This window comes from Amphibacillus sediminis NBRC 103570, assembly GCF_001552275.1.
GTDB classification, from domain to species: Bacteria; Bacillota; Bacilli; order Bacillales; family Amphibacillaceae; genus Amphibacillus_B; species Amphibacillus_B sediminis.
This window is the reverse complement of sequence record NZ_BCQW01000011.1, coordinates 78,738-103,012: the sequence shown is the minus strand read 5'-3', so window position 1 is coordinate 103,012 and position 24,275 is coordinate 78,738. Positions and strand designations below refer to the sequence as shown.

Genomic DNA, 24,275 nt, shown 5'->3' with positions numbered 1-24,275 from the left:
CCGAAATAAAAATGTAACATATTATTTAATTTTCAAAGAGCAAATTTTGTTCTTAAATATACTATACGAGGAGATTGTTACAATGAAAGTAGAAGACTATATTCAAGAAACACCGATCAAGATGAGAGAAATTATTGAAAAATCTGCAGCGCTATTTGAGAATATTAAACAAGCAGATTTTGATAAAATTATTCTGACTGGATCAGGTACTAGTTTTCATGCAGCCTTACAAACTAAACCTTTTCTGCAAAAATTGTTGAAGATTGAAATAGAGGCGCTATATCCATTTCAAGTAACGAATGAGACCTTTTTAGCTAATCAGCATCAAACCTTAGTGATTGGTTTATCACAAGGGGGGAGTAGTTATTCCACATATCATGCTATGGTAACAGGGAAGCATCAAGGTGCAAGAGTTGCGTCGATGGCAGGTGCTGAACATGTTTTAATCGATGAGATAGCGGATGATCAGTTAACTGTCTTCTGTGGTGAAGAAAATGCAGGACCTAAAACAAAAGGGTATACCACCACTAAATTGAACTTGATGCTCTTTGGGCTATTTGTTGCATTAGAAAGAAAGCATATTTCCGAGTCTGATTTCAAACATGAGCTATCATTGATAGAATCAGCTATCGGTAAATTTCAACAAATCTATCAAATATCTAATCAATGGGTTAGTGCACATAAGCAAGATCTAGCAAAAGTGAAGGACATTCGTGTGATTGGGATGGCAAATCAATACGGTGACGTGTTAGAAACGGCTTTAAAAATACTAGAAACATTGCGTATTCCTGTCACAGGGTATGAGTTTGAGGAGTTTATCCATGGCATTTATAATGCGATTAACGAGGAATCGACGCTAATTATTTATGATTTTGGACAAGAGGAACGTGTTAAAAAATTGATAGACGTATTAAGTGAATGGACAAATCATGTGTACGTTGTCACGAACCAAAAGGATGATGATCAAAGAAACAGTGTCTACTTACCAATTTATGCGCATAATCCATACGAAATGCTGTTCTTAGTGATTCCTATGCAATTGATTTGTGCATGTGTACCTGAATTAAAGGGTGTTGATCCATCTATTCCGAAGGACAAGCAATTTCATCAAAAATTAAACAGTAAAAGACTATAATTTTTAAAGGGGATTGACATTTTCGTCAGTCCCTTTATTGAAGGGGGAAATTTGATGAGTGTAACGATCGCACCAGAGAGGCTTTTATACAATGGAAGTTTTATCGTGAATCATGTCTTAGAAATAGAGAATGGAATCATTACACATGTTTTGCCAAGGGATCAGAGAAATAAAGTTGATTACACATATAATGGTTTGCTAATTCCTGGTTTAATTGATACTCATATTCATGGACACTACGGTGTAGAAGTCATTGATGCTAGTGTTGAGGAATTAGTGGCCATGAAGGAAAATTTATTAAAATGTGGTGTCACCTCTTTTTTACCGACTTTACAGACAGATGAGCCAGAAAGAATAATAACGGCTATTCGAAACATATTAGAAGCCCGCAGACACGCAGGTGGAGCTAATATTATCGGTATTTTTCTTGAAGGTCCCTTTCTGTCAGAAAAATTTAAAGGGGCTCAAGATGGCCGTTTCTTGCGACTACCTGCCAAGGAGCTTCTAGAAAAGTGGCAACAAGCGGCGGATGGGCTGATCAAAAAAATTGCGATTGCTCCAGAATTAGCAGGTGCAATGGAATTGATTAAGTATGCCCATGAGCAAGGGATTGTGGTTGCGATTGGTCATTCGAACGCTTCGGCTGATATAGCGGAAGAAGCTATTAACCATGGCGCATCCGTAGCTGTTCATACCTTTAATGCCATGCGCAATCTACATCACCGGGAACCGGGTATTCTTGGGGAAAGTTTAGTTAATGATAAGCTTTATGCAGAGCTAATTTGTGACGGTTATCACTTAAATCCGAAAATTGTTGATCTGATTATACGAGCGAAAGGTGTAGGCCATACGATTTTGATTACTGATGGAACAACAGCATCTGGATTGCCGGATGGTGACTATACTCGAAGTAAATTACCTATTCAAGTGAAAGGAGGTGCCGTTCGAACGATGAATGGCACGTTAGCAGGTAGTTCACTTACGTTGCTTCAAGCTATTAGGAATATCGTCCGTTGGGAAAAAGTATCGCTTGAAGAAGCTATTCAGATGGCAACATTGAATCCTGCAAAGACACTCGGTTTGGATACAAAAATAGGTTCACTTATTGAAGGAGCTCGAGCTGATTTTGTCGTGTTAGATGATGACTTTCAAATACTTAGTAGATGGGTTGATGGAAAAGAAAGTCGATAAGATAATCGGGTGTTTTAAGGAAATGCACTCGAGATATTTGTTACTAGGGAGTTTGACTAACCCTCATCATTAACTTAAAAAGGCTGAGACAAAACGAAATAGATAGCATAAGTGTCCGAACATTTAACATAGTGGAGACAAAATAAGAAGACTCCTATGGGAAAGTACGAGCTGAAGATCCACTGTGTGAAGTGCCTTTCTTCACATAGTTAGCTAAATCCGTGCCCACGGCTAGGGAGACACTGAATTTATGAAGTTGTCTCCTTTGTGCTGGTAAGTGCTAGGGAGACACTGAATTGATGAAGATGTCTCCATTGTGCTGGTAAGTGCTAGGGAGACACTGAATTGATGAAGTTGTCTCCTTTGTGCTGGCAAGTAAAAGTGAAGTGTTTTGTTGAAACGGTATCTGTCTTTGTCATATTAATGTTCGGATCTCATCTATCTAATTATACTTTTGTCTCAGACTCTTTTTATTGAGAAAAAAACAATAGCTTCTAGAAATGTAAGCATAATATCGAGGGGTTAATTTTAAAAGTAAAGCTTAGTTTTATCGGATAATATCTTTTCACAAATCTCTCAATTTAAAAAAAGATCTGAGTGTAACGCTTGTAATATCGTTTCTAAATCCGTTTGCTTGCTATGGAAAAAAATAAATTCCTTTGCATCGATTGATCGAACTAATGTTTTAAGATCATTGTAATCAGGGTGTGATTTATAAAAAGGAGATTGCTCATTTTTAAAAACAGCTGTATTGATTTTATGAAATCCACCTGGTTTGGTTCGTAATAAGTAAATGCCTGGCTTAATCACACCCTGATATACCTCTAAACGTCTACTATTTAACATTGATGCCAAATCAGCCCATTTATTTTTATGAATATTATCTAAATGTTTTAAATAGGCATGTAAATGTTGGTAGAGTTGATTGTCAATCAAAAAATTTCTATCGGGAAGTGCCTTAAATAAGGAATACAGTAGATCACAGGCTTTGCCAGAAATCGTAATTGGAATAAGATATTTTTCCGATGAATCAGCCATTGCTGATAAAATATTCTTGATACTCTTTTGATAGGGCATGGTTTGGCCACCGTGTCCACTATCAATCAGTGCGACATCATAAACCAGGTTATTAGGTGTGTCTGTTACTAATAATGGCGAAGCCAGTGCCAGATCGCCTGAGTAAAAAACAGCTCGCTCCTTTAGATAAAAGCTATACCAAACACTTCCGAGCATATGTCCACTATAACCCCAAGTCATAGAGAGATTTTCTGTAATTTTTATTCGCTTTCCTCTGGTCGTTTTGGAGAAAGAGCGAAAATGTAACCTATCTATAAATAGGTGAGCAGATTTCTCTTGCCATGTTGGAATGATCGATGACAACTGATTTAAGCTGGCTTCACTCATCCACACATCCCCTTTGAACCCTTTTTCCGCTAGTAAAGGCAGTGCGCCAATGTGATCATTGTGAACATGAGAAATAAATACGGCTTGAATTGATTTGGCTAACTCTGCGGTAATTGGCGGATATACTTCCGGCTTTCCGTTTCGTACACCACAATCCAGCAAAATGCGTGTGTTGGTTGCTAGGTCAGTTACTAAAAAACAGTTTCGTCCATATTCTCCTACTCCTCCAAGGATGACTACATCGATCATTCGTTTCTGGATAATGCCTTTCGTTGCATGATTTCAATCAAGAAAATACAAACGACCGTTAAGAGTACGGTTATGAAGGCCATGGCCATCCCTTTTGATACATCACCTTGTTCAAACTGGCTATAAATATAGGTAGCACTCGTTTCAACTGATGGAGGTAGGATAAGTAAAGAACCAACTAGTTCACGCATTGAAATAATAAAGGTCATCATCCAACCAGCTAAAATTCCTTGTCCCAAAAGCGGAAGCCATACTTTTAATAGAATGACCCAGTTATTTTGGGCAAATACCGCATTTGATTGGTATATAGATTGATGAAGCTGGGAAAGTGCTGATTTGGTATATTGAACCGAAAAAGGTAAAAACAGCACAATATAAGTAAGGATCGGCATCCAATTTGTATTATAGATGGTTGCCGGGAGCCATGCTGCATTCCAGAACAAAATAAGACCAACAACAAAGACAATTCCAGGAATAATATTAGATAACAAACTGATGAAATCAAGCAGTTGTTGTGGCTTTTTCTTGGCATCTCCTACATATAGTGCAATACAAAATCCAATTAATGCTGCTATTGTAGATGCTATAAACGCATAGTTAATACTATTCAATAATGCTTGTAAGCTGGAAGAACCAACGGTGAACAATTCAGTATAGTGACTAAGTGTTAAGTTACTAAAACTTAGTGGTTCACCACGAACCTTTAACAAGGAGGTGACAACAATAGAGAAATAGGGTATGCCAATAGATAGCCCTAATATGAGAAGGACATACCCAATTGAAAAGATCCGAACAAGAAGTGAATCCTTTGTTTGACTTGAACTTATAGATCTACCTGAATGGGTCCCGTACGTGTACCTACGGCTAATCAAGTTCTGGATATACCAAATGATCATACAAACACTGAGTAATATTAACGATAGGCTGGTAGCAGCTGAAATATTAATGGGCCAGCGTGACAAATAACCATGGATTTCTGTTATAAAGACATCATAGCCAATTCTCTTACCAAAAGTGGCAGGGGTACCGAACTCAGCTAATGTTTTAATAAAGATGAGTAGGGCTGCCATAACATAACTGGAGCTTAGCAATGGCAAAACCACCCGAATCCAGTTAATGATGGGGTGACCACCATAAATTAAAGTAGCCTCCTGAAAAGAACCATCCAGCCTTAATAAGGCGTTTTTTAGCATTAAATAAAGAAATGGATAAAGGTGCATGCTCATAATAAAGACCATTCCTGGCACGCTAAAAAAGGTAAAAGGGGCCTCGCTAGAGAAGAGTTGCTCATAATAACCATTGTGCTGCATGAACAAAATCCACCCCATTGAACCGATATATGGTGGTGTCATAAAAGGGATGATAAAGACGATATCTAACCAATCTTTTTTGACCAGAAACGTTTTAGTTCTAATGATTGCTAACGGAAGTGCGATACATGTCGTCGCAGCAATAACATAAAGACCGAGTAATAATGAATTTTGCATCGTTTTGATGATGTTGTTATCTTGTAAGACTGTTAATAATGATTCGAATGACAAAGTGCCATTTTTGAAAAAAGTATAGCCGAGCACCGCTAAAAGTGGTGCTCCAGCTAAAATAATTAGTAGTATAAACAAAGCCGTAAAAGGGGCGTGTTTACGTATAATCATACGTATTCCTCCAGTGTGGTTACTTCACCATGACTAATGTTTGAATAACTCATGATAAAAGTCTAATTCCGTGATGTAAACTCATTTAATGTCTCTATTTGTTTTTCCTCTGCGTTTTCCCAATCAACAGGCAGTGTCGGAATCTCATTTAAAGCAGGACGATCATTTAATTCAATAGCACCATTACCAGGTAAGATGTATGCCTCAGCTACCATTTGTTGTGCTGTATCAGATAATAGGAAATCGATAAAGGCTTGAGCACCTTCTAAATTTTGAGCATCAGCCAGAATACCCGCTGCACGTGGGCTGATGACCGTACCACTTTTAGGGTAGTAAATATCAACAGGCTCACCATCATGCTTTGCTTTATATGTCATATAATCGACTGCTGATACAACCACATCTTTATCACCAGTAATAACAGCATTTAATGATTCTTTGTTCGCTCCTGCGATAAGTAGGTCATTGTCGATCCAGTTTTGAACGATGTCCCAACCATCATCATTGGCATTTGTCAATCCATAAAGAAAGTCAACAGCAGAACCAGAAGAGGTTGGATCAGGCATGGTTACGCGTCCTTGCCATTCTGGGTCACTAAAGTCATTCCAATCAGCATCAATTGACTCTATCTGATTGGTGTTATAGGCAACACCAAGAGCAGCTGCGCTATATCCATAATAATAATGTTCTGGGTCACTCCAATCTGGATTAATGCTGTCACCATTTTCTGCTTGATAGGCTTGAAGTTTATTTTCAGATTTCAAGCCTTCCATAGATGGAACCGATGCAAGTACGACAACATCAGCTACTGGGTTATTGGCTTCTGCTTCTAAACGAGATAGGATTTTTCCAGTTGTACTTTGGAACATTTCTACTTTTATTCCTGTTTCCGCTTCAAATGCCTCTTGGATATTCTCTGCAAGGCCTCCTGGTCCGGCGGAATAAACAGTAATAACATGGTTGCCAGAAGAAGTATTGTCAGTACCGGGATCTTCATTTTGATCAGTTCCGCATGCACCTAGAAGTAAAGTTGTTGTCAAAATTGCTGCCATTGCTGTTAATTTTAGTTTTTTCATCATTATGCCTCCTGTATTTATTACCATATAATAAAGTACTTCATTCAGCCGAAGGCTCCCCCTTCTAAGTGGTGAGATGAATGCCTATATGTATCTCAGTCAGTGGGAGTTCACCCCCCCGGCTGAATCAAGTTAAAGCCTTCACTTAAATGGCTTAGCGATGATTAGATTTTTTTAAGGGAATAATCTGGTTTTCCTCGAGATAAAGCTTAATTTTAGTTCCTTGTGGATAGGAATCGTTATGATAGAATCTCCACAAATAGCCATCAACCTCGACAAAAATAAGATAACGATCCCCCTCATACATGCTTTTTTTGACAACTCCTGACCTCAGAGTTGTATTTTTTTGTGGATCTGGATGAATATGCTCAGGACGAATCATTTTTTCTTGGTCCTCTACCCAGTTGGTTTTACCAATAAAGTTAGCTACAAATGAATTAGTAGGTGCATGATAGATAGCTTCAGGTGAGCCAGTTTGGACAACCTCCCCTATATCCATCACAATCATACTATCGGACATAGCCATCGCCTCTGTTTGATCATGGGTGACAAAAATGGCTTTAGAGCCAATCGACTGCACGATTGTCAATATTTCTTCACGCATTTGTTCACGCAAAATCGCATCAAGTGCGCTAAGTGCTTCATCAAATAGAATAAGCTTCGGGTTAATGGCGATAGCTCGCGCTAGGGCGACGCGCTGTTGTTGCCCCCCTGATAGCTCACCAGGCTTTACAGCGGCTTTAGCTTCAAGCTTTACTTTTGCCAGTGCATCATGAACAATATCAGTACGTTCAGCTTTAGCCACTTTTCCTCGGAGGCCAAATGCAATATTTTCAAAGACCGTCATGTGTGGCCATAATCCGAAATCTTGGAATACCATAGCAATTTGACGTTTGTTTGGCTTTACATTAATTTTTTTGGACTTAGAAAAAATTGTCCGATCGTCAAAATAGATTTCTCCTGATGTTGGTTCTGTTAGTCCTGCTAACATTTTTAACAATGTCGTTTTACCACAGCCAGATTGACCGAGAATCGTAACAAAAGTGTCCGCTATTGTTAAATGAATCGGCTTTACTGCTTGTACATGGCCATACTTTTTCTCGACCCCTTTTAAGTGGATGATCATCTTATCCTCTCCCCGTTTTCTCCTCACTTTTTAGTGTAGGGCAGGAATGTTTAGAGAATATTAACTAGCTGTTAACATTAAATTAAAAAGAATCTGATAAAATCAATATATTGTTAGAAAAAATCTAAAATTCTTTCGGGTGATAAAGTGAATATTCAAAAGTTGAATGTGTTTATTTCATTAGTAGAAACGAGAAAAATGACAGATACCGCTAAATTATTAGGATTATCTACGCCTACTGTGTCATTTCATATTAAATCTTTAGAGGACGATTACGGTATTAAGTTATTTCGCACCAATGCAGGCGGGTACAGACTTACTGATGCAGGAGAAATGTTCTATCACTATGCCAAACAGCTAAGTCAGACAAATCGTGCATTAGAAAAAAGTGTAGCAGATTATAAGAATGGTGAAAAAGGTGCGATAAAATTGGGAGCAAGTGGTGTCCCTGCACAGTTGTTCATGCCAGAACTGATTCATCAGCTGGCTGAACGTTACCCGGGAATAAAAGTATCGCTAGATGTTAAAACAGCCCCAGACATAGAAAGAAGGTTATTGTCACAAGAGCTTGATTGCGGACTAGTAATGGAAACAGGGAATCATGAACCGGACCTTATTTACGAACCAATCACCAGTGATAAGATTGTTCTAGCTTTTAGTAAGACCCACCCATTTAACGGTAAAACTGCTTTAGCAGAAAATGATTTATCTAATCAAATATTACTTGTACATAGACTCTCAAGCTCAACAGGGCATTTTTCTAAATCATGGTTGCATGAAAATAGGCTCAGAATAGAAATGATTCAACTTGATTCAGTTTCGACAATTATTAAGATGCTATCATATGGGAAAGCAGTAGCCCTTATTTCAAAAAGATTGATCGAAAAGGATGATCACTTATCCTATATTGAATTGCAGAATCAAGACTTAGAAAGACAGATCCGTTTTGTCTATCATCGTCATTTATGGATGAGTGGACCGTTTCAGTATTTTAAAGAGCTCGTTTTGAGATTAAAAGAAGAGGTCGTTGATGATAAATAATTAGACAGCAGTGATAAGAAACATTGCTAGACAAAGGAAGCTTTGTTTTAAGTGGGGAGTGCAAGAGTTGTAAATTCCCCTGCTGTCCTTGGTTATATTATTTCTTTTGGTAAATAATAAGGTTGTTTAAAAAAATTTAGGAGGTCTATTATGCAACAACCAAAGAAAGGCTTAAATTCTAATTTAAAGTCGGGAACCGATGCGCAAAAAGTCAAACAAGAAATCCAAAAAGATATTAGTGAAGGACAAGGCGACATAACTGCTCGAGAGGCAGGAGGCATGAGGGACAAAAAATGAAGAGATTTATTACAATCGGGGGTAAGAAGCTTACTGATTCTTACTTTTTTCGTAAACAACTCAGGAGACCGCGCTAAAACGAAACAATAAAGGAGAGGGGCTCTCTAACAGGGCGTGAAGAACTCGACGGTTTTTATTTATTGGCTTGCTGTTAAAAAATAAAGTTAACATATTATCGATTGGCGTTGAGAAAGCAAACGCAAATAGGCTATAGAGCTGCTCCAATTCTATCACAGTTCAAAATTCAAGCGTTTGCTCTTTTCCGCGCAATTCTTTTATTCAGCAGAAGTCTCCCGCTTCTATAGTGGTGGGATGAATGCCTATTTGTTTTCAACATTCAGTTGGACTTCCAAACCTTGGCTGAATAAGTTAAAGCCTCCGGCGCATGCCCCAGATTTTCAAAACAAGTTATCGAGCCTCAATCAATAAAATCAGGGTACAAATACGCCAAGGCGGATTGGGTTCTTCTAGGGAGTTCACTCTCTTTTTAGTAAGCCTATTGTTTTAATCCGTTTTACCACTTAGTAAACGGCACTTAATGTTTTACAAATGATAAGAATAGATTTTCTTTTAGCCGTTGTCGAAATTAAAGCGATCTAAAACAAGCTAGAACCTTTTCTGTTAGACTTTATCCGCTTTGTCTAACTGGATAAGACCCCTAAGTTGTTGTTGTTATTGATCGTGTATTTGACAATATTGTTTAGGCTCTGTCCCTTCTACAAAAAACATCAGTCGACTGACAGGGCAATGCTCACTGCTTAGTTTACCCGAGCTGGGATCAATATAAGCGGCTACAATTCCTGGTGGGACGGTAAAAGCATCACTCCCTTGGCTATGGCCCGCCTCTATTGCATCGCGCCAAATTAATTTGGCAGCTTGTGTTTGCTCTAGGTTACGATTATCATCATAACCTGTCCACACTGCGACAATTAATTCTGGGCTATAACCAATCATCCAATGATCTGATGGAGTCGAACCACTCTTACCTGCATAGTCACCTGATAGCTCCTCACTGATCGAACCTCCAGTAACGGATAAATAGCTTGATAAATTTGGATCGAACATACCTGTAAGCAGTTGATTTAGGATAAACGTTTGTTGTGGGTCAAGAACCTGCTCTCTCCGTTCAATGGAATGTTGGTAAATAATTTCCCCCTCAGCACTCTCAACCCTAGTCACTGAAAAAGGTCTAACCTGATAGCCACCATTTGCAAAGTGACTGTACGCAGTTAATAGCTCCAAGACGCTGACGGATGATGTCCCAAGTGCTAAGGATGGGACTGGGTCAAGTTCACTTGTAATCCCCAGCATGCGACTTTGTTCAACAACGCGTTCAGGCGTTAAAAAAAGCTGTGTTTTAATTGCATAGATATTGTCACTTAATGCAAGCGCTTGGGCTAGCGTAACCGAATCTTGGGCATAGGCCTGATTGAAATTACCTGGTGCATAACTTGTCCCGTCATTAAATTGGAAGAAAGTAGGCTCACTGACAAGTGTGGTTGCCGCAGTAAAGCCATTCTCCAATGCAGTATAATATAAAATGGGTTTAAAGGTAGAGCCTAACATACGCTTAGCCTGGATGGCTCGATTAAAAGGACTCTCCTGATAATTTACCCCACCAATAATAGCCTTGATCGCTCCTATATTTGGATCAGCAGTGATTGCCCCTACCTGTAATTCATCTTTATTGATGTGCTGCAGGACTGCTTTGGATAGTGCTTGTTGATCCTTTGCGTTAAATGTTGTATAAAGCTGATAACCATCAAGCTGATTTTGTCCTAGTATTGACTTTGCCTCATTGATAACATAGTCTGCTATATAGCCAATATGAGGATCAGTTTCTTGTTCGCCAACAATTTCAAATTGTTCTATACTTGCTAAGTACCCCTCTGTGTCAGATAATATTTCCTCATCGACTAGACGTCGAATGACACGGTGCTGTTCTTGTTTAGCCTGTTGAATGTGATCGATTGGAGAATTGGCATTTGGACGGTTCGGAATGGCAACAAGCAAGGCAATTTCTGCATTGGATAATGCATCAGTCGATTTGCCAAAATAAAATTGGCTAGCCGCCTCTGCTCCATATATACCATGACCGTAATAAATGGTGTTAAAGTACCCTTCTAGAATGGTATCCTTATCGTAAAACCATTCAAGTCTCAATGCGTAAAATGCTTCTTTTAGTTTTCGTGTCCATGTTCTCTCGTGGCTTAAATATAGATTACGGGCATACTGTTGGCTAATAGTACTGGCGCCTTCCTTTAAACGACCATGACGAATATTTTCTAACATAGCGCCACCTACTCTTTTTAGATCAAGTCCACCATGTTGATAGAAGCGACGATCTTCCATGACTAATGTGGCTTCAATAAGCGTTGGATTTATCTCATCTAATTGCTGCCAGGTTGTTTGTCCATCAGGGTATAAGGCAACTAGTACTTCGCCTTCATCATCATAAATAGTAATAGGCTGATTATTAAGGTCGGGCGGACCAAGCAAATAAATGGTGACAAACATGGTTATCATGAATAGTCCAAGCCCTGCACCAGTCCAAATAATGGTGTGCCGAATTATTTTACCCATCCTACTTCATTCCTTCCATACTAACTAAGGATTGCTTAATTATTCAGTATCACGATATTGAAAGTGCTTTAAACATTTTCGTCTAAAAAAAGCTTGCTTTTTCTTCAAAAAACTCTAAAATGAATGTGTTTCAATTTATAAAATGATAATTTGCTAAATCAAGGAGTGACAAATAATGGATTTGTGGTATACAGAAAAACAGACTGATGGCTTTGGGATTACAGCGAAGGTTAAACGTACTTTAGCTGAAGAGCAAACAGACTTTCAAAGGCTTGATATGCTTGAGACCAATGAATGGGGCAATATGCTTGTTCTTGATGGAATGGTCATGACAACAGAAAAAGACGAGTTTGTGTATCATGAAATGATCAGTCATGTCCCATTGTTTACCCATCCTAATCCAAAGCATGTGCTAGTTGTTGGCGGCGGTGATGGTGGGGTAATCCGTGAAGTGCTTAAGCATCCTTCCGTAGAAAAAGCAGTACTGGTGGAGATTGACAGACGTGTCATTGAGACATCAAAACAGTATTTACCAACCATTGCGGGTACACTAGATGATCCCAGAGTTGAGGTTAAAGTAGGGGATGGCTTTATGCATATTGCTGAAAGTGAAGCAGCATATGATGTGATTATGGTCGATTCAACAGAGCCTGTCGGTCCGGCAGTTAATTTATTTACCAAAGGCTTTTATGCTGGTATTAGTAAGGCTCTTAAAGAAGATGGAATCTTTGTCGCACAATCAGATAACCCATGGTTTAAAGCAGATTTGATTAAACAAGTCTTTAAAGACGTTAACGAGATTTTTCCAATTACCAAACTCTACACAGCTAATATCCCGACATATCCTAGCGGACTATGGACCTTCACGATTGGGAGCAAAAAATATGATCCATTAAAAGATGCCACATACCAAGATATCGATACAAAGTACTATACAAAGTCGATACATGAGGCAAGCTTTGCATTGCCAAAATTCGTCGAAGATCTAACAAAGTAAGGAGATAAAGATATGCGATTTGATGATGCCTATTCAGGGAAGGTATTTATTATGTCTAGACCTGATTTTGAGCAAGCCCGTGCTGTCATATACGGCATGCCAATGGACTGGACGGTAAGTTTTCGTCCAGGATCTCGTTTTGGACCAAATCGAATTCGTGAAGCATCAATAGGGTTAGAAGAATATAGCCCTTATTTAGACAAGCATTTAGAGGAAGTAGCCTATTTTGATGCAGGGGATATTCCATTGCCATTTGGTAACGCAGAGCGGAGCTTAACTGCCATATACAACTATATAACAGAGTTATTGCAGCAAAATAAATTCCCGTTAGGATTAGGTGGTGAGCATCTTGTTACATGGCCAGTCGTACAAGCTGTTTATCAAAAATATCCAGACTTAAAGCTTATTCACATTGATGCACATGCAGATTTACGCGAGGAATACGAAGGGGAGTCACTGTCTCATTCGACACCAGTACGTAAAATTTGTGATTTAATTGGTGCTGAGAATGTCTATTCATTTGGTATTCGTTCAGGAATGCGAGAAGAATTTGTTTACGCGAACGAGAGTGGGATGCATCTTTATCGTTTTCAAGTAGCTGAGCCACTAGCTAAAGTTCTTCCTAGATTGGCTGGTTCAGATGTGTATGTTACGATCGATATTGATGTGCTCGATCCTGCATACGCTCCTGGTACAGGGACAGCGGAAGCAGGGGGAATTAGTTCGAAAGAATTGCTTCAAGCCATTCATTTGTTAGCTGATGCTAACGTTAATATTGTCGGGGCAGATCTTGTTGAGGTGGCCCCAGCATATGATCCGACTGAGAAGACGGCTATAGCTGCAAGTAAATTTGTTCGCGAGATGCTCTTAGGCTGGGTCAAATAGAAAGTAAAAATAGGAATCTGTAACAAATTATTATTCAGGCTTCATTTAACCTAACAGTTAGAGTAAAGGATACTCATGAGCACAAAGTTAAGTTGCTTATACTCATTTTTTCCAATGATTGCTCTGACTGGAGAAGCATAAAAAATATCTTTCGCTGACCATACTCGTTTTTTTCGAAGACTGCAAAATCGATTAATCCGTCCATGCTTTAGGGTTAGTCGTTTTTGTAATATAAAGTGAAACTTCGTTCAGTGGGGATTTCGACACATAGGATGTGCTCGTGTAGACGTTGCGACACGACTTCGAACTTAGTCGGCTTCCTCTCTCCCCGCTATACGTGAGTTGAACCAATCGGGTCCCTTATTTCTTGAAGTAGGAGTCATACAAAAGCCCTTCGATGGGGCGAGTAATCGCAGCCCCAGCCAGTTACACTGAGATAAAAGTAAGAACTGTCATATTTGTTTGATTATTTTGATCAAAAGATCTAGAAAAGATAAATTTCCCCTTGAGTTTCCTCACAATCATTTCTATACTTAGAAATACTTAATAGGTTTAAGGATGATCGATATGCAAGCAGACAAGCGATTTGTTAAAATTGAGTTAGAAACAGAAATAAAGGATGATAGTGGTAGACAAGTGACTAAAATTAAAGCTGATGGTCAAATGTTTAATACATTAACGAAAACGGTCCTTCGCTTTACGGAAGAAATAGATGATCAGCCTAAGGTACAGACGATGATCACGATAAAAGCTGAGCAAGTAACGATTAACCGTTCAGGCGGTGTCGAAATGAAACAACAATTTAAGCCTGCTCAGTATACAGAAAATATTTATCGACACCAATTTGGGATTATCTATATGGAAACCTATACAAAATCCCTTACCTATCAGCCAGAAATGGGTCAATTATTAATTGACTATTCAACAAAATTAAGTGGTGAAAATGAACGACAACATAAGCTGTTACTTACTATCAAGGAGGATGAATCATGAGCATTGTGCAGGAAATGCAAGAGAAATTAAAAGCTGGAATTAAGGAGGCTGTGTTGACATCAGGACTAGCTAAAGCTGACGAGCTACCTGAAATCATCTTGGAGAAACCTAAAGATCCGCGTCATGGCGATTATGCTACTAATATTGCGATGCAGCTGGCGCGAGTGGCTAAACAGCCTCCTCGTCAAATTGCTGAACAACTTGTCAATACGATCGATCAATCGAAAGCAGCGATTACAAATATTGAGATAGCAGGACCTGGGTTTGTCAATTTTTTTATCGATAATCATTATTTGACCAACTTAATTCCGGCAATTCTTGATCAAGGCGTAGATTATGGACGCTCTGATATAGGGTCAGGTCAACGTGTTCAAGTAGAATTTGTTTCAGCTAATCCAACTGGCGACCTTCATCTCGGTCACGCACGTGGGGCTTCTGTTGGTGATTCACTTTGTCATCTACTAGATGCTGCTGGATTTGAAGTTGAACGTGAATATTATATTAATGATGCAGGAAATCAGATTAATAACTTAGCTTTATCTGTTGAAGCACGCTACATGCAGGCACTAGGAAAGGATGTTCCAATGCCTGAAGACGGTTATCACGGAAAAGATATTATTGCAATTGGAGCGGACCTTGCCGAACAGTACCAAGATACTTGGGTTCACAAGCCTCAGGAAGAACGCTTAGCGTTTTTCCGTGAACATGGGTTAAAATATGAATTAGATAAGCTAGCTAAAGATTTATCAGATTTCCGCGTCCATTTTGATCACTGGTTTTCAGAAAGCTCATTGTATCAAACAGGTAAAGTTGAGCCAACGCTAGACTTGCTAGCAGAGCAAGGCCATACTTATCAAGAAGATGGTGCTACTTGGTTTAGAACCACAGCATTTGGCGATGACAAGGATCGTGTGCTGGTTAAACAGGATGGCTCCTATACTTATTTAACACCAGATATCGCCTATCATAAAAATAAATTAGACCGAGGCTTTGATCAATTGATTAACATATGGGGAGCCGATCATCACGGTTATATCCCAAGAATGAAAGCAGCCATTCAAGCCTTAGGTCATGACGCTGACAAACTAGAGGTCCAAATTATTCAGATGGTCAATCTTTTTGAGAATGGTGAAAAAGTCAAGATGAGTAAGCGTACGGGTAAAGCTGTTACGTTACGTGAATTAATGGAAGAGGTTGGCATTGATGCAATGCGTTATTTCTTTGTGATGCGTTCAAGTGACGCTCACTTAGACTTTGATATGGATTTGGCCAAGTCAGAGTCGAATGATAACCCCGTTTATTATGTTCAATATGCGCATGCTAGAATTTGTACCCTATTAAAGCAAGCTAAGGGACAAGGGTTTGAACCGAGCACGTCTGATTTATCATACTTGAATAGTGAAAAGGCTGAAGCTGTGTTAAAGCACCTTGGTGATTTTCCACAAGTCATCGCTGATGCAGCCATTAATCGAACACCACACCGAATAACACAGTATGTGTTCGATTTAGCCTCATTGTTACACAGCTATTATAATGCCGAAAAGGTACTTGAACCGAGTGAACCAGCTAAAACGAAGGCACGTCTTGCTTTAATGCAGGCCGTTCGGACTACTATTGCAAATGCATTACGTTTAATAGGTGTATCCGCACTTGAAAGCATGTAGAGTCGTTTTACTTTTTGTTGTATGGCCAATAAAGGGAAAGGCCTTATCGTCGACTAACTCCGCAGAGGGTATCTAGCCTTTGCGGAGTTAACTTAGTTGAAACCTGTTCATTTTCTGACATTAGTTATAGTCAATATGCTGAACTTTCGACAATTCTCTAGCCAAATTCTCCGAGTCATTTTCTTTCCCTTAATAGCCAAAATAAAATGAAGAAAAGGCATGCATTTTTTTACTGTATGCGTTAACATAAAGAAAGAAAATGTTCACATTCTTGGGAGGGGTGTAATTAATGCAACAGTTAGTTTTTTTTGTCGGAGTAGCAGGCACAGGCAAATCGACAGTAGCGGAACGAATAGCGGCACATGTACCATGTGCTTTCCTGGATCGTGATACAGTAGGTGGTCGATTTGTTGAACACTACCTTGAGCAGCAAGGCTTAGCCAAGGATGACCGGGATTCCGATTTTTACAAAGAAAATTTAAGAGATTTAGAATATGACACAACGAAAGATATTTGTATAGAAAATCTCCGAATGGGTCAAAATGTCTTTATGATTTCCCCTTTTACGGCAGAGCTTAAGGATCAAGCATGGCTTGATCAAGTGTTAGCAGCTGCTAACAAGACATATGAAGAGGTAAAGGTTAAAGTTATCGTCGTGACACTGTCAGATATCGAACAACAACGTAAGCGCATTGAAAACAGAGGAACAGTGCGTGATAGATGGAAGCTCGAGAATTGGGATAGCTACGAAACACGAGTGAACTTTATTCCAACTATTAATTGGAATATACCGGATGGTCATATTTATATTTATGATAATTCAGGTGAACTGACCAAAGACAAGTTAGCTCAGTTACTCGAATTTGTTCAAAGCTAAGGACTTTTTTGCTTGTCGAGCTTATCATATTGCATTTTCAAGTCCATACCCATATAATGTACAGGAGATAAGAAAGAAGCAATCAGCTTGTTGAGATTGTGAACAGGACAATATGAAATAAAGGGAGTGCTAAAACGGTGAGCTCAGTTAAGTTAAACCATGATAATTTACATGATCTTTCCATGATAGAATTAGCCATCATTATATTGGAGCATGAAAAAAAAGCATTAAATTATCAGGATTTGTTCGATAAAGTAGCTGAATTAAAACGATTTTCTTCAGCTGATAAAGAAGCATTTATTGCTCAATTCTATACAGATCTGAATATTGATGGACGTTTTTTAACGTTAGGCTCTGGTCTTTGGGGGCTGAAGGTATGGTATCCAGTAGAACAAATTGATGAGGAAATTACAACCGAGCGTAAGAAAAAGAAGAAGAAAAAGAAAAAATCGACCAGCAAGGTGTTGGAAGATGCAATCGATCCGTCTGAGGATCTAACCGAAGTTCCATTGGACTTTGTTGAAGCAGGATTTGATGATGAAGATGAAGAGGATATAGACTTGGCAGCAGATGATTTAATTGATGATGATCTTGATGATGTCTTTGAAGATGATGATTATGAAGATGAATACGAAGATGACGAAGATGTCTATGATGAAGATGAAGATGATGTTGAAGAAGAAGATCAGGAAGAGCAAAAATAAAAAGGCGCTTGACTTTTTTTAAATCTGTGCGTAATATTTTATTTGGGCTCTATGATTTAATTTAAGAATACGTCCCCCTATTCTATAGGGGGACGTTTTTATTTAATTATAAGCGAGTAGCTAATATCAAATGCGCCCTTGGCGTATTTGCTTCCAGATTTTATCGAGCGAAGCTCGATAAATTTCCGCTAAATCAAGTTGAATTATGTTGAAGCGGTTAAAGCTCCGAAAGGTTTAAAGGACCGAGTGATCTTCTCGGTTTTTCTTTATTTAACATCTGAAATGGGTGGGTATTTCATCAAGGTGTTAATCCGTCCGTAAAACCCACTCCAAGATAAGTCCCTTAATAGGGGCTAAGCTGGGAGGAAGGAATACCAATACCTCTGATAAGTTTTGCTAGCCCTCATTTGGGAAAATTCTCACGTTACACTAAGGAGGGGCTCACGTTATGTTTTTTCTAATCCATGTTTGGCAAACTAGACTAGACGGAAGTGAAGGGCGTGGGAAAACCTATTCATTACCTTACTGTTAAAAGAACAAGTCTAAGTAAACCCAATCGAAAATGCAGGTCCAACATAAAGGTTCATAGTATGATTGACTTTTGGGTTTGACTTCGGCCTGTTTAATTATCGCAGTGTAGTGTAACGGGCTGGGGCTGGTTCAACTAATGTTCAGTAGGGGAGAGAAGAAGCTGACTATGTTCGCGACGTCGTGTCGCAATGTCTGCGCAAGCACATCCTATGTATCGAAACCCCACTGAACGAAGTTTCACTTTATCAAAGCATGTGGCATTATTTTATTATTTTTATCATTTAAACTTATTGAATATTGTAAAGGAGCGAAAACAACATGGCAAAATATATTTTTGTAACAGGTGGCGTTGTATCTTCAATTGGGAAGGGGATTGCAGCTGCTTCACTCGGAAGACTATTAAAAAATAGAGGGCTAAATGTCACTATTCAGAAGTTTGATCCCTATATTAATGTCGATCCTGGCACAATGAGTCCCTATCAACATGGAGAAGTTTTTGTAACTGATGATGGTGCAGAAACGGATTTAGACTTGGGTCATTATGAACGCTTTATCGATATTAATTTATCAAAGTACAGCAACATTACAACGGGGAAGATTTATTCTACTGTGATTAAGAAAGAGCGACGTGGCGATTACTTGGGGGGCACAGTCCAAGTTATTCCACACATTACTAATGAGATTAAACAAAAAGTCTTCCAATCCGCTGAACAGACCAATGCAGATGTTGTTATTACAGAAATAGGCGGAACTGTAGGTGATATTGAATCACTGCCATTCCTTGAAGCGATTCGCCAAATAAAAAGTGATATTGGCAGAGAGAATGTGATGTATATTCATACCACATTAGTGCCGTATATTAAAGCAGCAGGTGAGTTGAAAACAAAGCCGACACAGCACAGTGTTAAGGAATTACGATCACTTGGTATTCAACCTGATGTTATTATTCTCCGCTCAGAAAAGTCAGTGAGCAAGGAAATGAAAGAGAAAATTGCCTTATTTTGCGATATTAACGAACGCAATGTTATTGAGTCAACAGATGCGGCTACAATTTATCATATTCCGTTAGCATTACAGGCACAAGAGCTTGATCAGATTACGTGCGATCATTTTGGTCTAAATTGTCCTCAGCCTGACATGAAAGAATGGCAGGCATTAGCAGAGCAGGTCCAAAGCCTATCTGATAAAAAAACAATTGGACTTGTAGGAAAGTATGTTGAGCTACCGGATGCCTATATTTCAGTGGTAGAAGCGTTAAAACATGCAGGCTATCCTTACCATGTTGACGTAGAAGTGAAATTTATTAATTCAGAAGAAGTCAATTCTAATAATGTTGGAGAGCTTTTAGCAAATGTCGATGGTATTCTGGTTCCAGGTGGATTTGGCGATCGCGGAATTGAGGGTAAAATTGAAGCCATACACTTCGCCCGAGAACAAAAAGTACCGTTTTTAGGTATTTGCCTCGGTATGCAATTGGCTACTGTTGAATTTGCTCGTCATGTACTCGGCTTAAAAGGCGCTCATTCAGCTGAAATTGACCCTAGTACGCCTCATCCAATTATTGATTTATTACCTGAACAGAAAGACATCGCTGATATGGGGGGCACATTGCGATTAGGACTTTATCCATGTCGATTAAAAGATGGCAGTAAGACTAAGAAAGCTTATAACGGTGAGGATCTCGTCTATGAACGCCACCGCCACCGTTATGAATTTAATAACGAATATCGAGAGGCGATGGAAGCAGAAGGGTTTATTTTTTCTGGTACAAGCCCAGATGGTAGACTAGTTGAGACGATTGAATTGACAGATCATCCATGGTTTGTCGCATCACAATTCCATCCTGAATTCAAATCACGACCAACACGTCCGCAGCAGCTATTCTCAGGCTTTATCGGAGCGGTCGTTAGCCAATAATAGATGTGTGACAACGACAAATAGTACTAAGTTATCGCAGTGTAACTGGCTGAGGCTGCGATTACTCGCCCCATCGAAGGGCTTTTGTAAGACTCCCACTGAAATAAAGGACATGTCGTGTCAAAGTGGGAGATCCAACAGCCAGTAACGGCCCGATTGGTTCAACTAACGTTCAGTGGGGGGAGAGGAAGCTGACTCGTCGTGTCACAACGTCTGCACGAGCACATCCTATGCGTTGAACCCACCACTGAACGAAGTTTTATTTTATGGCTAATATATAGATGGTCGTGAAAGACGAAAACAGCCCATCGAGCACGTAGGACTTAGAGTAACTTTTCAGTCGGAATTACCAAGGCGTAGCGATAGACATTGCTACACTGGTGTTCTCGCTCAAAAGTTGTTAGAGGTGAAGGCTTCTCTGCTCTAAGTCTATTTTGTAGCTTGCTTAACTCCATTCTGAATCTCCAGCTTTATGAGCATTAGGAAGAATTTTTCGGCAAAAATTCATGTCCTTTGCAGGATATTGATAAATAAATCTAGAATATAGCAAAAAATGCTTGTTGCCAACTCTTTATGGAGTAAGCCTTAGTTTTGCCTTAGACTACAATCGACAAATATTTTATAATATTAGAAATATATTACAAAAGGTGGGGTGTAAATGTCAAAAAATGTTTTAATTGTTGATGATCAAAAGGGAATCCGTTTTTTACTAGAGGAAATTATTCGCAGTGAGGGATACCGAGTGACGAGTTGTGAAAATGGTATTGTAGCTATCGAAGAAATAAAACGTTCACAACCAGATTTGCTTATCATAGACTATCGCTTACCCATAATGAATGGCAGTAAGGTCATAGCCCAACTGGAAGATCAAGGCTATCACATTCCCACAATTGTTATGAGTGGACTTATTGATGAAATAAGGCCAAAAACTGATAAATTCATGTCTGTAAAAGGTTACTTTTCTAAGCCGTTTAATATTGTTGAGGCCAAGACGCAAATCAATCAAATTTTAAAAAATTAAAAAGAGTACATATCTAACTTTGATAAAAAGCAAAAAAATCCACAAGAAAGCGATTACATCCGACATGTTATGTTGCACCATTGTAAGGAAATTGGTATGCTATTAGAGTAACCAATCAACATTCTATTGACTGGCTATGTAGGCATGTTCATTTTTGAACGACCTTAACTTGCAATCCATTCATAATAAATTAGGAGGAAAAAATTCATGCCATTAGTATCAATGACAAAAATGTTACAAGACGCAAAGGCAGGCAGCTATGCTGTTGGACAATTCAATATTAATAACCTTGAATATGTTCAAGCCATTTTACAAGCTGCTGAAGAGGAAAAATCGCCAGTAATTTTAGGTGTATCTGAAGGTGCAGGACGTTACATGGGAGGTTATGGTGTAGTCGTAGCTATGGTTAAGGCAGTAATGGAAGCACAAGGGACAACTGTTCCAGTTGCGATTCATTTAGATCATGGCTCTAGCTTTGAACAATGTGCTAAAGCTATCCATGCTGGATTTACCTCAGTGATGATTGACGCTTCTCATGATCCATTTGAAGAAAATATAGCAGTGACATCTAAAGTAGTTGAGCTTGCGCACTTCCACGGTGTATCAGTAGAAGCAGAACTTGGAACTGTGGGTGGTCAAGAGGATGATGTGGTTGCTGAAGGTGTTATCTATGCTGATCCTAAAGAATGTAAAGAGCTTGTAGAACGTACAGGTATTGATACATTAGCTCCAGCATTAGGTTCTGTTCATGGACCTTATAAAGGTGAACCAAACCTAGGTTTTAAAGAAATGGAACAAATTGGTGCTGAAACTGGTTTGCCACTTGTGCTTCATGGTGGTACGGGAATTCCGACTAAAGATATTCAAAAAGCGATTTCTTTAGGTACTTCAAAAATTAACGTAAATACTGAAAACCAAATTCAACAAACGAAGGTGGTTCGCGAAGTATTAGCTGCTAACCCAGACATGATCGATCCGCGAAAATACTTAGGTCCATCTCGTGATGCGATTAAAGAAACCGTAATCGGTAAAATGCGTGAATTTGGTTCATCAAATAAAGCTTAAGCATTGTCTAAAAAAGCCATTCAAATTTCAGGTGTGATTCCTCTGATTTGGGTGGTTTTTTACATTTTTTCTGTATAATAGCAGGCGTTCAAAAGCTAACAAATTAGAGCTTTTCCTCGATAGATGGTTATCCATATCCATTAAAATAGGCGAATAGTGGAATAATAGCCAAAAAGCGATCTGCAATTTCGTGATGTTGAACAAAAGGGCTAATAGGAACTGGGTGACAAGGGGCTATTCTCCTGAAGAATTTTGTGATATAAATTTAATAAAATCGTAATTTATATTAAAATATATCAAGATTATGATTTAAAAGTAGCTACATTTATAAATTGTTTGTATAATAGTATTCGGTATGTTAAATCACGCATTAATCAAAACGTGATGTATAAACTAATAATAACTATGTTAGGTAACTATTATATAAAAGTGAGGAAATATAATATGCAAAAGCTATTTGTACAAGGTGGTACGCGATTAAAAGGGCGTGTACGAATCGGAGGAGCTAAGAACAGTGCTGTAGCATTATTACCTGCCACAATATTAGCTAATTCAGAGGTCGTTATTGAAGGATTACCTAATATCTCTGATGTTGAAACATTAAGTGCGTTACTAGAGGAAATTGGAGGAACGGTTAAACGAAGTGATGATTCGGTACATATAGATCCAGCTCAAATGACAGCTATGCCATTACCCAATGGCAAAGTAAAGAAATTAAGAGCATCTTATTATTTCATGGGAGCGATGCTTGGTCGGTTTAAGCGTGCGGTTATTGGTCTTCCAGGAGGCTGTCACTTAGGACCACGTCCGATCGATCAACATATAAAAGGCTTTGAAGCACTTGGTGCAGAGGTAACAAATGAACAAGGTGCCATTTACTTGAGAGCTGAAAAACTAACAGGGGCTCGGATCTATTTAGATGTAGTCAGTGTTGGTGCAACCATTAATATCATGCTTGCTGCTGTCAAGGCAAAAGGTCGGACGGTGATTGAAAATGCAGCCCGTGAACCTGAGATTATTGATGTAGCAACATTGTTAACAAGCATGGGAGCCAAGATTAAAGGGGCAGGAACCGATGTTATTCGGATTGAAGGAGTTGACGAGCTTACCGGCTGTATGCACACGATTATTCCTGATCGGATCGAGGCAGGTACTTATACAATTATGGCGGCTGCACAAGGTGAGGATGTTTTAATTGATAATGTAATCCCGCAACATTTGGAGCCTTTATTAGCCAAGCTTCGTGAGATGGGAGTTGAAATTGAAGAGGGTGAGGAGCAACTGAGAATTCGTCCTGCTAAAAAACTAACCGCAGTAGATATCAAAACGCTTGTACACCCAGGGTTTCCAACTGACTTACAGCAACCCTTTACATCCTTATTAACAAAAGCGGAAGGAACGGCAGTTGTGACCGATACTATTTACACCGCTCGCTTTAAACATATTGATGAGCTCCGTCGAATGAATGCACAAGTTAAGGTTGAAGGGGCTTCCGCTATTGTAAGTGGGCCAGTCCAACTCCAAGGTGCAAAAGTCAGAGCAACGGATCTAAGAGCTGGAGCAGCCTTAATTATTGCTGGACTTATGGCAGAGGGAATTACAGAGATAACAGGATTAGAGCATGTTGATCGAGGTTATGAACAGCTGACGGAAAAATTAACAAACTTAGGAGCAAAGATTTGGCGAGAAGAAATGACTGACCAAGAGGTTGAGCAACTCCAAAGCTAAATCTAGCCGTTACCACTTGTAGGTTTTCTTCGTAATACGCTTGAGCTAAAATTCTATCTTAAGATTTATAAATCATACCTCTGGTAAATCTGCTATTTAAAAGAGGTTTTGTTAGAGTAAACGAGATAATCTAACAGTG

General features: G+C 39.0%; 19 protein-coding genes. 14 read left to right on the top strand and 5 right to left on the bottom strand.

The genetic code is table 11. The features are described from left to right. Together ASE01S_RS08835 and nagA are read left to right on the top strand one after the other, a co-directional pair. Positions 1-1,135 (top strand): SIS domain-containing protein (locus ASE01S_RS08835; protein WP_245630349.1); only part of this gene is annotated, 1,135 nt, incomplete at its 5' end. 54 nt (positions 1,136-1,189) lie between these two features. Next, positions 1,190-2,326: an N-acetylglucosamine-6-phosphate deacetylase gene (gene nagA, locus ASE01S_RS08830; RefSeq protein WP_067841156.1), complete on the top strand. Its 1,137-nt coding sequence runs from the start codon at positions 1,190-1,192 to the stop codon at positions 2,324-2,326. Positions 2,327-2,902: 576 nt separating this feature from the next. Here the strand turns inward: nagA and ASE01S_RS08825 are convergent. From ASE01S_RS08825 to ASE01S_RS08810, 4 genes are all read right to left on the bottom strand, one after another. Continuing rightward, a complete protein-coding gene (locus ASE01S_RS08825) occupies positions 2,903-3,979 on the bottom strand; it encodes an MBL fold metallo-hydrolase (protein WP_067841153.1) in 1,077 nt (358 codons plus the stop codon). After that, positions 3,976-5,631, bottom strand: a complete 1,656-nt coding sequence (locus tag ASE01S_RS08820; RefSeq protein ID WP_067841151.1) for an ABC transporter permease — start codon at positions 5,629-5,631, stop codon at positions 3,976-3,978. The genes ASE01S_RS08825 and ASE01S_RS08820 overlap by 4 nt, the downstream gene beginning before the upstream one ends. A 62-nt stretch (positions 5,632-5,693) precedes the next feature. After that, complete coding sequence (locus ASE01S_RS08815; RefSeq protein WP_067841148.1) at positions 5,694-6,707, bottom strand: ABC transporter substrate-binding protein; 1,014 nt, start codon at positions 6,705-6,707, stop codon at positions 5,694-5,696. 154 nt (positions 6,708-6,861) lie between these two features. After that, positions 6,862-7,833, bottom strand: a complete 972-nt coding sequence (locus ASE01S_RS08810; protein ID WP_067841146.1) for an ABC transporter ATP-binding protein — start codon at positions 7,831-7,833, stop codon at positions 6,862-6,864. 147 nt (positions 7,834-7,980) lie between these two features. Between ASE01S_RS08810 and ASE01S_RS08805 the strand changes: the two genes are divergently transcribed. Beyond that, entirely contained in the window at positions 7,981-8,874 is an 894-nt protein-coding gene (locus ASE01S_RS08805; protein ID WP_067841143.1) for a LysR family transcriptional regulator, read from the top strand. A gap of 150 nt (positions 8,875-9,024) precedes the next feature. Then, positions 9,025-9,171 carry a hypothetical protein gene (locus ASE01S_RS15985; RefSeq protein WP_169793100.1) on the top strand — a complete coding sequence of 49 codons (147 nt, stop codon included), beginning with the start codon at positions 9,025-9,027 and terminating at the stop codon, positions 9,169-9,171. Between the two features lie 672 nt (positions 9,172-9,843). Here the strand turns inward: ASE01S_RS15985 and ASE01S_RS08800 are convergent. Then, positions 9,844-11,754 (bottom strand): transglycosylase domain-containing protein, encoded by a 1,911-nt coding sequence (locus ASE01S_RS08800; protein ID WP_067841141.1) that lies wholly within the window; start codon positions 11,752-11,754, stop codon positions 9,844-9,846. Positions 11,755-11,929: 175 nt separating this feature from the next. Here ASE01S_RS08800 and speE point away from each other — a divergent pair, with 175 nt between their 5' ends. From speE to murA, 10 genes are all read left to right on the top strand, one after another. Further along, positions 11,930-12,751, top strand: coding sequence for a spermidine synthase (speE, locus tag ASE01S_RS08795; RefSeq protein ID WP_067841139.1), 822 nt, complete (start codon positions 11,930-11,932; stop codon positions 12,749-12,751). A gap of 12 nt (positions 12,752-12,763) precedes the next feature. Then, positions 12,764-13,636, top strand: coding sequence for an agmatinase (speB, locus tag ASE01S_RS08790; RefSeq protein WP_067841137.1), 873 nt, complete (start codon positions 12,764-12,766; stop codon positions 13,634-13,636). A gap of 567 nt (positions 13,637-14,203) precedes the next feature. Continuing rightward, on the top strand, positions 14,204-14,629 hold the full coding sequence (locus ASE01S_RS08785; RefSeq protein WP_067841135.1) for a YwiB family protein: 426 nt from the start codon (positions 14,204-14,206) through the stop codon (positions 14,627-14,629). After that, positions 14,626-16,293 carry an arginine--tRNA ligase gene (gene argS, locus ASE01S_RS08780; protein WP_067841132.1) on the top strand — a complete coding sequence of 556 codons (1,668 nt, stop codon included), beginning with the start codon at positions 14,626-14,628 and terminating at the stop codon, positions 16,291-16,293. Before ASE01S_RS08785 ends, argS begins: the two co-directional genes overlap by 4 nt. 289 nt (positions 16,294-16,582) lie before the next feature. Beyond that, positions 16,583-17,170 (top strand): P-loop nucleotide/nucleoside kinase family protein, encoded by a 588-nt coding sequence (locus tag ASE01S_RS08775; protein ID WP_067841130.1) that lies wholly within the window; start codon positions 16,583-16,585, stop codon positions 17,168-17,170. 137 nt (positions 17,171-17,307) lie between these two features. Beyond that, positions 17,308-17,874: a DNA-directed RNA polymerase subunit delta gene (rpoE, locus tag ASE01S_RS08770; protein WP_067841127.1), complete on the top strand. Its 567-nt coding sequence runs from the start codon at positions 17,308-17,310 to the stop codon at positions 17,872-17,874. A gap of 849 nt (positions 17,875-18,723) precedes the next feature. After that, positions 18,724-20,322, top strand: a complete 1,599-nt coding sequence (pyrG, locus tag ASE01S_RS08765) for a CTP synthase (protein WP_067841125.1) — start codon at positions 18,724-18,726, stop codon at positions 20,320-20,322. A gap of 658 nt (positions 20,323-20,980) precedes the next feature. Further along, positions 20,981-21,343, top strand: coding sequence for a response regulator (locus ASE01S_RS08760; protein WP_067841122.1), 363 nt, complete (start codon positions 20,981-20,983; stop codon positions 21,341-21,343). A gap of 207 nt (positions 21,344-21,550) precedes the next feature. After that, on the top strand, positions 21,551-22,408 hold the full coding sequence (locus ASE01S_RS08755) for a class II fructose-bisphosphate aldolase (protein ID WP_067841120.1): 858 nt from the start codon (positions 21,551-21,553) through the stop codon (positions 22,406-22,408). A 444-nt stretch (positions 22,409-22,852) separates the two neighbouring features. Then, on the top strand, positions 22,853-24,136 hold the full coding sequence (gene murA / locus ASE01S_RS08750) for a UDP-N-acetylglucosamine 1-carboxyvinyltransferase (protein ID WP_067841117.1): 1,284 nt from the start codon (positions 22,853-22,855) through the stop codon (positions 24,134-24,136). Positions 24,137-24,275 lie beyond the last annotated feature (139 nt).

Coding starts and splice junctions, on each gene's coding strand:
- nagA (WP_067841156.1), top strand. CDS start 1,190: ATGAGTGTAACGATCGCACCAGAGAGGCTTTTATACAATGGAAGTTTT.
- ASE01S_RS08825 (WP_067841153.1), bottom strand. CDS start 3,979: ATGATCGATGTAGTCATCCTTGGAGGAGTAGGAGAATATGGACGAAAC.
- ASE01S_RS08820 (WP_067841151.1), bottom strand. CDS start 5,631: ATGATTATACGTAAACACGCCCCTTTTACGGCTTTGTTTATACTACTA.
- ASE01S_RS08815 (WP_067841148.1), bottom strand. CDS start 6,707: ATGAAAAAACTAAAATTAACAGCAATGGCAGCAATTTTGACAACAACT.
- ASE01S_RS08810 (WP_067841146.1), bottom strand. CDS start 7,833: ATGATCATCCACTTAAAAGGGGTCGAGAAAAAGTATGGCCATGTACAA.
- ASE01S_RS15985 (WP_169793100.1), top strand. CDS start 9,025: ATGCAACAACCAAAGAAAGGCTTAAATTCTAATTTAAAGTCGGGAACC.
- ASE01S_RS08800 (WP_067841141.1), bottom strand. CDS start 11,754: ATGGGTAAAATAATTCGGCACACCATTATTTGGACTGGTGCAGGGCTT.
- speE (WP_067841139.1), top strand. CDS start 11,930: ATGGATTTGTGGTATACAGAAAAACAGACTGATGGCTTTGGGATTACA.
- speB (WP_067841137.1), top strand. CDS start 12,764: ATGCGATTTGATGATGCCTATTCAGGGAAGGTATTTATTATGTCTAGA.
- ASE01S_RS08785 (WP_067841135.1), top strand. CDS start 14,204: ATGCAAGCAGACAAGCGATTTGTTAAAATTGAGTTAGAAACAGAAATA.
- argS (WP_067841132.1), top strand. CDS start 14,626: ATGAGCATTGTGCAGGAAATGCAAGAGAAATTAAAAGCTGGAATTAAG.
- ASE01S_RS08775 (WP_067841130.1), top strand. CDS start 16,583: ATGCAACAGTTAGTTTTTTTTGTCGGAGTAGCAGGCACAGGCAAATCG.
- pyrG (WP_067841125.1), top strand. CDS start 18,724: ATGGCAAAATATATTTTTGTAACAGGTGGCGTTGTATCTTCAATTGGG.
- ASE01S_RS08760 (WP_067841122.1), top strand. CDS start 20,981: ATGTCAAAAAATGTTTTAATTGTTGATGATCAAAAGGGAATCCGTTTT.
- ASE01S_RS08755 (WP_067841120.1), top strand. CDS start 21,551: ATGCCATTAGTATCAATGACAAAAATGTTACAAGACGCAAAGGCAGGC.
- murA (WP_067841117.1), top strand. CDS start 22,853: ATGCAAAAGCTATTTGTACAAGGTGGTACGCGATTAAAAGGGCGTGTA.